This window comes from Mycobacterium simulans (genome assembly GCF_900232995.1).
GTDB lineage: Bacteria > Actinomycetota > Actinomycetes > Mycobacteriales > Mycobacteriaceae > Mycobacterium > Mycobacterium simulans.
The window spans coordinates 2,355,147-2,368,425 of sequence record NZ_OCVX01000003.1 but is presented as its reverse complement, the minus strand read 5'-3'; the positions used below and the strand labels follow the sequence as shown (position 1 = coordinate 2,368,425).

The window sequence follows — 13,279 nt, the reverse complement described above, 5'->3', positions numbered from 1 at the left end:
ATAGACCTTCAACCTGACCTACTACCGCGGTATTATTCTCATCGCGCGAGAACGCCGCAACCGATGCCGAAAAGCTGCCATAGGCACTGTCGGATCATTCGCGCCGAGGAGCACATGATGCGTTCAGTTCAAACACTCACCACCGCAACGCTGGTCGCTGCCACGGTATTCGGCGGTTTGGGCTCGGCGCTGGATCCGTCCCTAGCCCGGGCAACAACCAAGGAAGAAGTGGCCATCAACGGGACTTTCCGTGCCACGTCAGTTGGCGATTACGCCCAGAGAAATGACCAGTACTTCGGCGAGCCGACGGTCTACCAAACATGGACCATCAGTTCGACGTGCGAGACATTCCAGGAATGCCACGGCATGGTGACCAGCGACCAGGGATGGAGCGCTGGCCTATATATGAACGATGGGCAGATGTGGAAGGTTAAACGCTCTATACCGGATTGGGAGCGGTGCGAGGACGGTACCGCGTTCCCCGGACAGCAGACCTTCTATTTCTATCCCGTGAACGAATACGGTGGATATCAACTCGGGTCGTCGACCATGGCCGGAAAGGACAAGACGGTCGGCCCGTCCGGTGCCTGCGGACAAAACCAGTGGCTTGATATCGCGATGCCGTTCCGCCTGGACAGAATCGGCTGACCGAGCACTCAGCGCGGCGAATCCGTGCGGATCGGCTTCAGGTGGGAAGCATGTCCTGCCACGTCTTGGGCGCTTTCGGCGCAACGAGATCCGACTGCTGGTACAGCTTTCCGTCCGGACCGACATAACGCCCCGTGTGCGGGTCGTACCGGGTGATCGTGACGGACGGCCCCGCCGCAGGACCGAATGCGCTTGGCGCTGCCTGCGGGCCTGGGCCGCCGGCCGTGCCGGGTGGTGCGGCATCGGGAGGCGTGGGCGGTGCGGGGGCGGCGGCTGGCGCGGGAAGTTCCGCCTCCGAAGGGACATCAAGTGGCGCTATGGGCGAAAGGTCGGCCGACATCCCCGACAACGGCGCCAGCGGGGGAGGTCCCGACGAGGGCACCGGCGGAACAGCCGCGGCAATCGCGCCCGGCGGTGGATTCTCTCCCCGCGGCCCCGGCGGTGTGCCGCGCGGCACCGCCCCCGGCGGCAGCGGCGTTCCCTCGAGCGGGGCGAAGAGTCTGTCGTTGACGGTAACCCGGTCATCGGGCGGGACGCCCTGGGCGATCAGGTTCGGGTCGAATGGATAGGGACCGAGGACGTGCTGGCGCATCGCCAGCGGCATGAAAGGCTTGTCGCTGTTGCAGATTTCGACGGTGGGTGCGCGCTTGCCCGGGTGACCCATGCAGGGATAGTTGCGGGCACCGCGAACCCCGATCGGTGAATCCTGCGGGAGTTTGCAATACAACCCGTCCGGTGTGTCGATGTCGGTGAGGTCGTCCGGGGATCGCCATGTGTTGGGTGGCATGAAGCCGACCGTGCAAATAGGAGGATCGTCGATCGTGAGGGCGAAGTCGCCTTGGGCCGTACCCTCGGGATGGTTCTCCGCCGTCGCGGCCTGCTCGATAGCAACCGCCGACGGCAGCAACACCAGCAGCTGCTCCAGGGAGGGGTGGTAGGTGACGCCGATCTGCCCGATGGTAGTCAGGTTGGCCAGCAACACCGGCAGCGTCGGTTTGATTTGTTCGAGAAGCCGGGATGTTTCGTTCGCCGCCTCGGGACCGTTTCGCAGCAGAGTGCGAACGTGTAAATCGTCCTGTGCGAACACGTCCGTAATCCCCGCGAGGCTGCGCGCCCACGTTCTGATCGATTCGGTGGTGCGTGCTTGCGAATCCAATAGCGGCCCAGTGTCTTCGGTGAGGATTCGGGTCTGATCGACGACGCCGTTGGCGTCGCGGGACACCGTCGATGTGGAGTCGAACAGCGATCCGAGGTCGTAACCGGAACCGTTGAAGCCCCGGAAGCCCTCGTCGAGCAATTGGCCGAGTTTGGTCTTCGGGATGCTTTGGACCAAAGCATTGACCTGATCGAGCATCGGCCCCACCGGCTGCGGAATTGTGGTGTTGCGCATAGCGATTACCGAGCCGTCGTGCAGATACGGCGGCGAATCGGTTCTGGGCTGCAGGTCCACGTACTGTTCCCCCACCGCGGAGACACTGAGCACCGCCGCTGTCAGGTCCGCGGGGACCTTGGGTGAAGTGCTAAGCGACAGTGTGGCTTTCGCTCCGGTCGGCGTCAAGCTTACCGAGGTGACCTTGCCGAGTTGAACCCCACGATAGGTCACGTTGGAAAACCGGTAGAGACCGCCGGTGGCCGGCAGCTCCAGCGTAACCGTCATCCGACCGATGCCCAGCAGGGTCGGCACTTGGATGTAGAAGAGCACCATCGCAATCACGCCAATGGTTCCCACGATCGTGAAAATCACCAGCTGGATCCGGATGAAGCGCGTCAGCATCTATCCGCCACCTTCCGTGGGTGCTGGCGCAGGTGGCGGGCCGGGCAGCCGGGCACCGGCCGGAGGCGCGGGCAGCGGCAACGCCTCCGGATCGACCCACGGCGGCCTGATCGGGTCATGCATCGGATCATGGGTGTAATTCAGGTAATACGGGTCCCCGGGAGCCGGTACCAACGGCTGGTCCAGCTGCCCCCAGTGCGTCCCCAACAGCAGTCCTCGCTTGAGCCGTGGAATCGACAGGTCCAAATCGACGTGCAGGTTGAAGTAGTCGCCTCGGACCGCTCGGTCGACGAAGTTCTGGGTGAACGGGAACACGAACGCCGCCGCGATGGCCGTGCCGAGCTCCGGTCCGACATCGGAAAGCGCGCGAAGGGTCGGCTCCAGGTTTTTGAGATTCTTGACCAGGTCGGCCTGAGAATCGTTGATCAACCGGGTGGCGGTGTTGCTGAAAACGCGAAGCCTGTCCAGGGCCGCCGTCAGGCGCGGCCGCTCCCTGATCAGCACATCGAGTGCGGGCGGTACTTTGCGCAGCGCCTGGGTGAGAACATCGCGTTGCTCGGCAAATGTGCCGGCAAGCCGGTTCAGCGCCTGGATGGAGTCGACGATGTTGTCCCGCTGGTCGTTCAGTGTTCCGACGAACGTGTCGAGGCGGGTTAGCAGATCGCGTACGGCGCCCTCGCGCCCGGACAGGGCGATGGAGAAATTGTGGATGATTTCCCCGATCTGTCCCAGTCCCCCGCCGTTGACGACCGCCGCCAGCGACGACAGCGTCTGCTCTGTCGACGGGTAGGCCGATGACCGACTGAGCGGGATGGTGGCGCCCGGCTGCAGCCGTCCGGTTCCCTGCTGGCCGAGCGGCGGATTGAGTTCCAGATGCATCGACCCCAGCAGGCTGGTCTGACCGACGGTGGCTACCACGTTGGCCGGGACAACGACATCGCGCTTCACCGAGATCTCGACGTCGGCGTGCCAGCCTTGCACCCTCATGTTGCCGACACTGCCGACGATGACGTCGTCGATCATCACCGGCGAATTCGACTCCATCGTACCGACATTCGGGAGTTCGACGTGGTAGATGTCGGCCCCCGGCCCGCGTCCGACCGCGCCCGGCAAGGGTAGTGAGTTCAGGCCGTGGAATGCGCATCCGGTCAGCGTCAACACCACGCAACCGCCCATGGCGAACACCCGCCGAGCCGCTCGCCGGGCCATCATGGTTGCCCCCCTTCGGCAGGCAGTAGCATGCCCGACACGCTTGGCGCCGGTGGTGACTCCACCGGTGTCGACGGCGGGGGCGGCAACGGCATCGCCGCGCCCGGTATCCGCGCCGGAGGCACTGCCCCCGGCGGTCCCACCGGATCACCCGGCAGGCCGGTGTAGGCCGACACCGCGGGCGGGATCTCGGGCGGTCCGGGTTTGGGGCCCTCGCCTCCGGGTGCCAGGCGCGGTTCGGTGTAGAGGATGTTCTCCGGGTCCATCGACTTCTGCAGGAATATGTTGATGGGGATCGGCAGGCTGTTGAAGTTGAGCACACGCAGCCCGGGACCGAGGAACATTGAGCACAGCTTGCCCGATTCAACCGCGGTGACGTTTTCGATGGCGCCGACTGCCGTGCAGCCGGGCACCGGCAGCGGAACCATCAGACCCGAAAACGTGGGATTCGCGAAGTTCATAATCCCGAACCCTCCCACGATGGTTCCGGTGTCGGCGTTGTAGTCGTTGAAGAAGTTGCCGAGTGCATTCGGCGCGGCGTGCAGGATGTTTTCCAGCGGCATGCGCTGATTGACCAGGATCTGCGTGACATCGGCCAACCGGGCAATCTGCTCGCTCGCCTGGTCACGGCTTCCGGCGATGAATCGCTGCACCTCGCCGACAGCGGTCGACAGCTCGGTCAGCGCCGCGTCCAGCTCGGATTTGCTGTCGTTGACCACGCTGGTGAGCGTGGCCAGGCGATCATTGAACTGCACGAGTTGAATGTTGCTGTCGCGCAGCGCGGTGACGAAGGTCTGCAGGCCCTTGATGATGTCGACGATGTTGCCGCTGCCGTTGGCGAGGATGCGGCCCACCCCTGACAGTTGAGCGAGTGTTTGCCGCAGCTTGTCGCCGTTGCCGTCGAGCGCATTGGCGGCGCTGTCGATGAACCGACCCACCGACGTGCCCGAAACACCACTCTTAGGTCCCAAATCCGTTGCCAGCCGCATCAACTGGGTTTTGACCTCGTCCCACTCGACGGGCACCGCGGTCCGTTCGACCGGGATCACCGCACCGTCAGCCATGACCGGGCCGCTGGTCCGGTAGGCGGGAGTGAGCTGAACATAGCGGGCAGCTACCAGGTTCGAGGCAACGATAACCGCTTTCGCGTCCGCCGGAACGGGCACTGAGCGGTCGACCTCGAGGGTCATCTTGACCTGTTTCCCCTGCGGCTCAATGGACTTGATGGTACCGACCCTGACACCCGACACCCGCACCTCGTCACCGGGGTAGACCGCGGTGGCGGTGGTGAAATAGGCGGTAATCGTCCTTGGGCCAAAGAACGTATTCCGGACGAGCACGGCAGCGCCGCCAACGACGAGTCCGACCAGGACAACCGCCGCCACGGTCACCAGCCGCTTGCGCTGAATCGGAGGAATCCCAGAAATCACTGCGATCCTCCGACCCTGCCGCCCAACGTACATTCGGGGCATACCGGAATACCGTTGTACGGCCACGGAATAAGCGACCGAGGTACCGGCGAAGGGTAGCCAGGACCGCGAGCCGGGTCGAAGGTGCGGAACCCCCAGAGGTAGTCGAGGAATGGCTGGAAGATTTGCGGGGCAAGGAAGTTCGGGACGAACGCCTGGTAGGCGTACATGCTGGAGATGCCCTCACCGACCGTGATCTGGAATTTGGCGAGGCCCGGCAGCGCCTTGCTGATGTTGTCGCGGTTCTTTTCCAGCATCGCGGTCAGCGAATTCAGCCTCTGCAGCGTCGGTGCCAGTTCGCTTTCGTTGTCGTGCACCAAGGCCGTCAGCTGTTTGGCCACCGCCGATGTGTTGGCCAGCAGGTCCACGATCTCCTGCCGGCGCGCCACCAGTACTTGGAGCAGAGCGTCGGAGTTGAGAATGAGTTTGTTGACCTGCTGGCTGCGTTCGGAGAGCACCCCGGTGACGTCGGCAGCGCTCTTGAATAGCTCACCCAGATTCTTGTTACGGCTATTGAGGGTGCGTGACAGCCGAGTGAGCGCGTCGAAGGCCGGTCCCATTTGGGGCGCGATCTGGTCGAGCGTCGCCGCCAGTGTGTCCAACGACTGGTTCAGCGTCGCGGTGTTGGTTCCGGCGGTGTTCGATGTGAAGTCGCTGACCGCTTCCGTCAACGAGTAGGGCGAAGACGTGCGCGAGACGGGAATGAGAGCCATCGGACGCATGGCGCCGGTGCCGGCGGACTCCACTGTCAGTACCCGCTCGCCCAACAGGGTGCCCGTGCGGATGTGCGCGGAAGTCTCCGAGCCGAACAGGATGTTGCCCTTCACCGCGAACGTCACCAGAGCATCGCCGTGGCTCAGCTCGATATTCGACACGGTGCCGACCTTCACCCCCGATACCGTCACGGGGTTGCCCGTCGCAAGGCCGCCGGCCTCCGAGAACAGGGCCTGGTACCTGACCATCGTCGCCCATGTGACGAACCGGTCGGGCGACAGGCCCACCAAGATGGTCAGCGCGATCAAGACCGCGCCGATGAATCCGGCCCTGATCAACCCAGCTCCGCGATATTTCAGCATCAGGGTTCCGTGCACCTTCCAGCGTCTGACCTAAATATCGGGGCTTTCACCGTTCTGCCCTGAAGATCCGTGCCGCGCAGCTCCAACTGGCAGAGGTAGTACGGGATGGTGGAGCCGTTCACTCCGAGTCGGACCAGCTTGCGGTAGTTCTTTGGCGCCTTCCCGATTGCGGCTTCGAGGCGGTCCTTGTCGTTGTCGAGTATCGGCGCCAGCCGATTCAACTGGTCTATGGTGCCGGCCAGCGGCGGCCGCGCGCTGGTTAGCAGATCCGCCAGCGAGGCGGTTCCCGTGTCGAGGGCCTCGATCGCGGACCCGATGGTGTCGCGGTCGTCCGACAGCCCGCTGACAAGCCGCTCGAGGCGATCGACCGCGCCGGAGAACTGGGTGCCGTCCTTGGAGATCGTGCCGATCACGATGTTGAGGTTGTCGATCAGTTGCTGCACGGCTTGATCGTTGTCGGCCAAGGCGTTCGAAAACGACGTCGTCTTGGCGAACAGGGACTCGAGAGTCCCGCCTTGACCCTGGAAGACCTGCAACAAGCCTGAGGTCAGCGCGTTGACATCGCGCGGATTCAGGCCCTGGGTAACGGGTTTCAGCCCGCCGAGCAGCAGATCGAGGTCAAGCGCCGGCGCGGTGCGGTTGACGGGAATCTGACCGCCGGCCGGCAGATGCTTGGCCGAGCCCGGACCGTCGAGCAGTTCGAGGTAGCGGTCGCCCACCAGGTTGAGGTAGCGCACCGCCGCCCGGGTGCCCTCGGTGAGGACGACGTTGCGGTCGGTGTCGAACTTCACCACAACTTTTTTGTCCGGCCGCAGCGAAACGCTGTTGACCGTGCCCACCCGGATCCCGGCGACCCGCACCGACTGCCCCTCCTTGAGACGCGACACATCGGTGAACACCGCCGAATACCCGGTCGTCGCACCCGTTCGGTACTGGCCGAAGATGAAGAACAGGGAGGCGGTCAGCATCACCATCACGACCGCGAAGATCGCGAACTTGATCAGCGTGGCGCGCGTCCTCATCCGGGTTGTCCGATCTGTTGGGGGTTGCGTGGCGGTCCCGCGATCGGCCCGTATAACAGCTGCTTTAGCAGATCGGAGTTGATCAGCACCTGTGGGTTTCCGTACCCCACCGGGTTGGCGCCGATATCGGAAATCAGCTGCTTTGGATGCGAGTTGAACGGTATTCGCGGCAGACCCATGCACTGCGGGCCGCCCGTCGCCGCAACCTTGGGCAGGTTCGTCGGATACCGATAGCGTTCACCGCCCCACGTGAGGCTCGCCGATATGTTGATGCTCGGTTCCGACAACGGCGCACCGTGCGAGATCGTGATCAGGCCGCCGAAACCACAGGTGAACACCTCGTGGTACTCGTTGGTCAGATCGGTGGTCGGCACCAGCAGATGCAACACATTCGTCAGCGGTTGGCGATTGTTCGACAAGACGTCGTTGCCGATGTCGGCCAAGCCGATCGCGCTGATCAGCAATGCATCCAGGTTGCGCTGCTCGTCGACGATCGTCGTGCTAATCCGGGTCGCGTTGGCGACGGTCTGCACCAGGTTCGGCGCCGCGTCGGCATAGGCGTTCGACACCGCCGGTAACACCGCGAGGTCATGACGGAGTGCGGGGAGGCTCGGCTCCAGCTTGGCCAGAAACGAATCCAAGTCGCTCAGCGATTGGCCAAGCTGTGTGCCCCGCCCACTAAACGCTTTTGCCAGCGCGCCCAGTGACTCGTTGAGCTTCGCCGGATCGATCTGGTTCAGCACCGACACCAATTGCTGGAACACGGTGTTGATTTCGACCATGACGTGCTCGCCCGACAGCGTCTGGCCGGCATGTAGCCGTTGCGCCGAGGGCTTGTCGGGCGCTATCAGCTCAACGGACTTCGCGCCGAACACCGTCGACGACGTGATGTCGACGAGCACGTTGGCGGGAATGTATTGCAATTGCGACGGGAACATCGCCAAGTGAAGAGCCGCCCGGCCGTTCGGCAGCGGCTCGATCGATTCAACTTTGCCCACCTGCACGCCGCGCATCTTGACCTTGGCGTCCGCGTTCATCACCAGGCCGGCGCGCTGTGAGATCACCGTCACCGGCACGGTTTTGGTGAGGTCGCCCCGGAACAGGGTCACCGCCAGCGCGAAGATCGCCGCGACCAGCAGGACGGTCCCCAGGCCGGCCAGCGGCCGTGCATACGATCGGACGCCGAAGTGGCGGCCGGGTGATGCCGCGACAGGTGAAGCGGCACTGGTGGTTTCAGACCGGTGAGCAGGCCGGGGGCCGAAGTTGCGCGTCACTTTCCTTTCACCACCCTTCGCTAGCCGGACAGGTTGAAGTTTCCGTTGGCGCCGTAGACGGCCAGCGAAACCAGGAGTATCACCGACACCACCACGATCAGCGATGTCCGCACCGCGTTACCGGTCGCGACCCCCACGCCGGCTGGTCCGCCCGAAGCGAAATAGCCGTGGTACGTATGGATCAACAGGATCGTGATCGCCATCGCGATGGCTTGCAGGAACGACCACAGCAAGTCGATCGGGTTCAAGAACGTGGTGAAGTAGTGGTTGTACAAGCCGCTTGATTGGCCGAAGAGCATCGTCGTGATGAACTGGCTAGCCAGGAACGACAGGACGACGGCGATGCTGTACAAGGGCGTGATCGCCATCATTCCGGCCATGATCCGGGTACTGACAAGATACGAGATCGGCCGGATCGCCATGGATTCCAGAGCGTCAATTTCTTCGTTGATCCGCATGGCACCCAGCTGGGCTGTGACGCCGGCACCGAAGGTGGCTGCCAAACCGATGCCCGCGACGATCGGCGCTGCGATGCGAACGTTGATGAAGGCTGCCAGGAATCCGGTCAATGCCTCGATGCCGATATTGCCCAGCGAGCTGTATCCTTGGACCGCCAGCGTGCCGCCCGCGGCGAGAGTCATGAAGCCGACAATCGCCAGCGTCCCGCCAATCATCGCCAAAGTCCCTGCACCCATGCTGATTTCGGCGATGAGACGGATGATCTCCCGCCGGTAGTGAGTGAGCGCGAATGGTATCCCGGCCATCGCTTTGCCGTAGAACAGCGTGTGATCGCCGATTCGGCCCAAGGTGGAGACCGGTTTCTGGAGTTGTCGCGTCAGACGCGGATAGACAGCGCCCAGTGCCATCGCGTGTCCTACACCTCCTTCGCGCTACTTGGTCGAGAACCGGATACCGATAGCGGTGACAACCACATTGACGACCATCAGCGACATGAACGCGAACACCACGGTTTCGTTCACCGCGTTACCGACCGCCTTGGCACCCCCACCAGACACCGTGAGCCCGCGATAACACGCGACCAATCCCGCGATCAGACCGAAAAGCGCTGCCTTGACACACGAAATGATCATCTCCGGAACGCCGGTCAACAACGTGATGCCCGCGGCGAACGCGCCGGGATTAACGTCTTGAACGAAAACCGAGAAGATGTAGCCACCCAGAATGCCGATGATGACGACCAAGCTGTTCAGCAACAGAGCAACCAATCCCGCGGCCAACATGCGTGGCGTCACCAAGCGCTGAACCGGATTGATACCCAGCACTTCCATCGCGTCGATCTCTTCGCGGATCGTGCGCGAACCCAAGTCCGCGCACATCGCCGTTGCTCCGGCACCGGCCACGATCAACACCGTCACCAACGGGCCGACCTGGGTTACCGCGCCGAAGGCGGCACCCGCACCGGACAGGTCGGCGGCACCCAGTTCCCGCAACAAGATATTGAGGGTAAAGCTGACCAGCACGGTGAACGGAATAGCCACCAACAACGTCGGCACGAGCGCGACGCGCGCCACGAACCAAGACTGATCCAAGAACTCGCGCCACTGGAACGGGCGCACAAAGACGAATTTGATGGCGTCCGCCGACATCGCAAACAGGCCTCCGACCGCCTGCATCGGCTTGGAGCCACGGCCCAATGAGATGCCGGGTGACCAGCGGTCGCCTCCCTTACTCGCCATCGGTACGGGACCCCTCTCGCCCAACGACACAGCGCTGGCCAGCCACCCCGAAATCCTCAGCGAGCGGCCACATTCCGACCCTACCGCCGGGCACGACAGCCGCTACCATCCGCACGCCAGGCCTCCGTTCTGGTGCCTGAGTTGGGCTTCAAAACGCGGCACGCCGAAACATGCCGCTGGGTCTTGAAGCGTGCGGCGATTATGACTCATGTCACGTCCATGCGGAACAAAAAATCCACAACTGTTATCGAATAACTAGTGCTGCGGGCGGCCAGGCAGGGCCGGTGAGTCTCAACGGAAGTGATGTTCGGCTTAGACATTTCAGGCCAGCTCCACTCCTAGGTGACCGCGCCGGCCGTCTTGAGTTCGATGATCCGATCCCAATCCAGTCCGAGTTCCAACAGGATTTCGTCGGTCTGTTCGGCGAATCCGGGTGCGGGCCCGGTCTGCGGCGCGGTGACATCGAACTGCACGGGGTTGGCGACAAGGTCGAGTTCGCCTGCGCGCACTATATATTCGTTCGCCCGGATCTGCGGGTCGTCTGCCACTTGCAGGGTGTCCTGCACCGGCGCCCACGGACCGGCAAGTGTCGCAAAGCGTTCGCTCCACTCGGCAAGCGTGCGTGTTGCGAAGACCTTGGTCAAGATCTCTACCGCATCTGCTGTATTGGCCGCGATTTTCTCGCCATCGGTGAAGCGGGGATCGTCGATCAAATCGGGTCGGTCGATGTGCTGGCATACGTCGGCCCAGAACTTCCCGGGTTGCATCATCACCAGGGACATGTGGCGACCGTCGGATGTCGGGTACACCCCGACGAGCGGGTTGACCGGCGAGCCGTGTATGCCGGGCGGCGGGCCTTGCATGAGCTGACCAAGGTGGTTGGTCAACGCCACCGTGTGGCCCAGCGACCACACGCCGCTGCCGAGCAACGACACGTCGACGACGGACGGTTCGCCGCTGCGCTCGCGCTTGAGCAACGCCGCCGCGATACCACCGGCGAGGTTGGTGCCGGAGATGGTGTCGCCGTAGGCCGGCCCGGGCGGGTTGATCATCCCGTCGTAGCCCATCGGCGTGATGGTGGCGGCGGTTCCGGCGCGGCACCAGAACGCGGTCATGTCGTAGCCGCCCTTGACGGACTCCGCGCCGCGGGGACCCAGCGCGCTTCCGCGCGCGTAGATGATCTTCGGGTTCACCGCCCGAATGTCGTCTACGTCGATACCGAACTTTTGTCGTGCGCCGGGCAGGAAGCTGGTCAGGAACACATCGGACCGGCGGGCCAGCTCATAGAGCACTTCCTTGCCCTCGGCTACCGACATGTCCAGCCCGAGGCTGCGCTTGCCGCGGTTGGCGTGCTCGATGTTGGGGTTGGGGTCGCCTTCGACCCGCAGCATGCCGGTCTGCCGGAGCCCGCGCTGGGGGTCGCCGGTCACCGCATGCTCGACCTTGACCACGTCGGCGCCCCATTCGACCAACACGGCACCGGCCGACGGGACAAACCCGTACATGGCGACTTCCAGGACCCGGATGCCCTCGAGCGGTTTCATACGGGAGCCCCCCTGGCCGGCTCCGCCGGCCCCGTCGGCACAGCAAAAGTCTTGCGTTCCAAGAACTCTTCCAACCCGGCCACTCCCATCTCCCGGCCGACACCCGACTGCTTGAATCCGCCGAACGGGCTGTCCGCGCCGAAGTAGTTGCCGCCGTTGATGGAAAACGATCCGGTGCGGATGCGGCGCGCCACGGCCAGCGCCCGGTCCTGGTCGCGGCTGAAGACCGCGCCGGCCAATCCGTAGATCGAGTTGTTGGCGATGCGCACCGCTTGAGCAGGTACATAGTCGTCATCGTCGAAGCCGATCACGACGAGGACTGGGCCGAACACCTCATCCTGCGCGATCTCGCTGTCGGGATCGACATTGGTGAGCAGCGTGGGCGCATAGAAGAAGCCAGGATCCAAGCGCTGGCCCCCGGTGACCAGGGTGGCGCCCGCGGCCACGGCGCGTTGGACCATGCCGTCGACCTTGTCCCGCTGACGCTCGTTGATCAGCGGGCCCATGTAGGTCTTCGGGTCGGCCGGGTCGCCGTGTCGTACCTTGGCGAAGTTCTGCGCGATCAGCTCGACGATTTCGTCGTGGCGCTTGTTGGGCACTAGCAGCCGCGACGTCAAAGCGCATCCCTGGCCCGCGTGGGTGACCATGCTGAACGCCGCGAACATGCTGGCGGCGGCGAAGTCGGCGTCGTCGAGCATGATCACCGCCGACTTGCCGCCCAATTCAAGGAAGACGCGCTTGACGGTTTCACTCGCCGCGGCCATGATCCGCCGCCCGACGGCCGTCGACCCGGTGAAGGTGATGACGTCGACGTCGGGACTGGTAGTCAGCGCCGCTCCCGCCGCGGCATCCGACGACGTCAGCACGTTCACCACGCCATCCGGGATATCGGTGTGGTTGGCGATCAGCTCACCCAGCGCCAGCGTGATCAGCGGTGTATCCGGCGCTCCCTTGAGCACCACCGTGCAGCCTGCGGCCAGGGCGGGGGCGAGCTTGGCCAGCGCGAGTTGGTTCGGGTAGTTGTAGGCGATGATGGCGCCGACAACGCCGGCGGCTTCCTTTTCCACCCAACGGTGATGCCGCATGCCCCGCGATTCCTTCTCGCCGAGGTCTTCGGAGAACTGATAGCTGCGCAACAGATCGGCGTAGAAGCGCACGATGCCGATCGGCTCGTCGAGCTGGGCGCCCTGAGTCAGCGCGCGGGTCGCGCCGACTTCGGCGATGGTCAGCTCACGCAATTCCTCGGCGTGGTCTAACAGCGCCTGGTGTAGTTGGTCAAGGCAGTGGACCCGCAACTCGACATCGGTTGACCAGTTCGTGGCATCGAAGGCACGCCGTGCCGCCGCGATCGCCGCCTCGGCCTCCTCGACGCCGGCGTCCGGGGCGTGTCCCAGGACCGCGCCGGTGGCGGGATTGATCGACGGGAACGTCTTCGCGGTCGCGACCAGCCGGCCGTCGATCAACAGTCGGCGGTCAGCCCGCGACGGCGACACGGCTGCTCCCCCGACTGCTCCCGCGACCTCTCGCGAGGCGGTATCGGCCGTGCCCTGCGCTGGCATAAAACTC

At 64.0% G+C, this 13,279-nt stretch carries 11 protein-coding genes; 1 reads left to right on the top strand and 10 read right to left on the bottom strand.

Annotated elements, in window-relative coordinates; all coding sequences use genetic code 11:
* Nucleotides 1–117: 117 nt before the first annotated feature.
* On the top strand, nt 118–648 hold the full coding sequence (locus MSIMFI_RS11485) for an Rv2253/PknI dimerization domain-containing protein (protein ID WP_085250725.1): 531 nt from the start codon (nt 118–120) through the stop codon (nt 646–648).
* 37 nt (nt 649–685) lie between these two features.
* Here MSIMFI_RS11485 and MSIMFI_RS11480 read toward each other — a convergent pair whose 3' ends face one another.
* The 10 genes from MSIMFI_RS11480 to MSIMFI_RS11435 all read right to left on the bottom strand — a co-directional run bounded on the left by MSIMFI_RS11480 (nt 686) and on the right by MSIMFI_RS11435 (nt 13,272).
* Nucleotides 686–2,422 carry an MCE family protein gene (locus MSIMFI_RS11480; protein WP_186244653.1) on the bottom strand — a complete coding sequence of 579 codons (1,737 nt, stop codon included), beginning with the start codon at nt 2,420–2,422 and terminating at the stop codon, nt 686–688.
* Nucleotides 2,423–3,634 (bottom strand): MCE family protein, encoded by a 1,212-nt coding sequence (locus MSIMFI_RS11475; RefSeq protein WP_186244654.1) that lies wholly within the window; start codon nt 3,632–3,634, stop codon nt 2,423–2,425.
* Nucleotides 3,631–5,061 (bottom strand): MCE family protein, encoded by a 1,431-nt coding sequence (locus tag MSIMFI_RS11470; protein ID WP_224770156.1) that lies wholly within the window; start codon nt 5,059–5,061, stop codon nt 3,631–3,633. Before MSIMFI_RS11470 ends, MSIMFI_RS11475 begins: the two co-directional genes overlap by 4 nt.
* Nucleotides 5,058–6,176, bottom strand: a complete 1,119-nt coding sequence (locus tag MSIMFI_RS11465) for an MCE family protein (RefSeq protein WP_191497289.1) — start codon at nt 6,174–6,176, stop codon at nt 5,058–5,060. Before MSIMFI_RS11465 ends, MSIMFI_RS11470 begins: the two co-directional genes overlap by 4 nt.
* The gene (locus MSIMFI_RS11460) at nt 6,176–7,198 is read right to left on the bottom strand and encodes an MCE family protein (RefSeq protein ID WP_191497288.1); all 1,023 of its coding nucleotides are present in this window, start codon (nt 7,196–7,198) and stop codon (nt 6,176–6,178) included. The genes MSIMFI_RS11465 and MSIMFI_RS11460 overlap by 1 nt, the downstream gene beginning before the upstream one ends.
* On the bottom strand, nt 7,195–8,472 hold the full coding sequence (locus tag MSIMFI_RS11455; protein WP_191497287.1) for an MCE family protein: 1,278 nt from the start codon (nt 8,470–8,472) through the stop codon (nt 7,195–7,197). The genes MSIMFI_RS11460 and MSIMFI_RS11455 overlap by 4 nt, the downstream gene beginning before the upstream one ends.
* Before the next feature lie 20 nt (nt 8,473–8,492).
* Nucleotides 8,493–9,338 (bottom strand): MlaE family ABC transporter permease, encoded by an 846-nt coding sequence (locus MSIMFI_RS11450; protein ID WP_186244658.1) that lies wholly within the window; start codon nt 9,336–9,338, stop codon nt 8,493–8,495.
* 24 nt (nt 9,339–9,362) lie between these two features.
* Nucleotides 9,363–10,169: an MlaE family ABC transporter permease gene (locus MSIMFI_RS11445; protein ID WP_085250679.1), complete on the bottom strand. Its 807-nt coding sequence runs from the start codon at nt 10,167–10,169 to the stop codon at nt 9,363–9,365.
* Between the two features lie 338 nt (nt 10,170–10,507).
* Complete coding sequence (locus tag MSIMFI_RS11440) at nt 10,508–11,713, bottom strand: CaiB/BaiF CoA transferase family protein (RefSeq protein WP_191497286.1); 1,206 nt, start codon at nt 11,711–11,713, stop codon at nt 10,508–10,510.
* Nucleotides 11,710–13,272 carry an aldehyde dehydrogenase family protein gene (locus MSIMFI_RS11435; protein WP_396819839.1) on the bottom strand — a complete coding sequence of 521 codons (1,563 nt, stop codon included), beginning with the start codon at nt 13,270–13,272 and terminating at the stop codon, nt 11,710–11,712. The genes MSIMFI_RS11440 and MSIMFI_RS11435 overlap by 4 nt, the downstream gene beginning before the upstream one ends.
* Nucleotides 13,273–13,279: the final 7 nt, after the last annotated feature.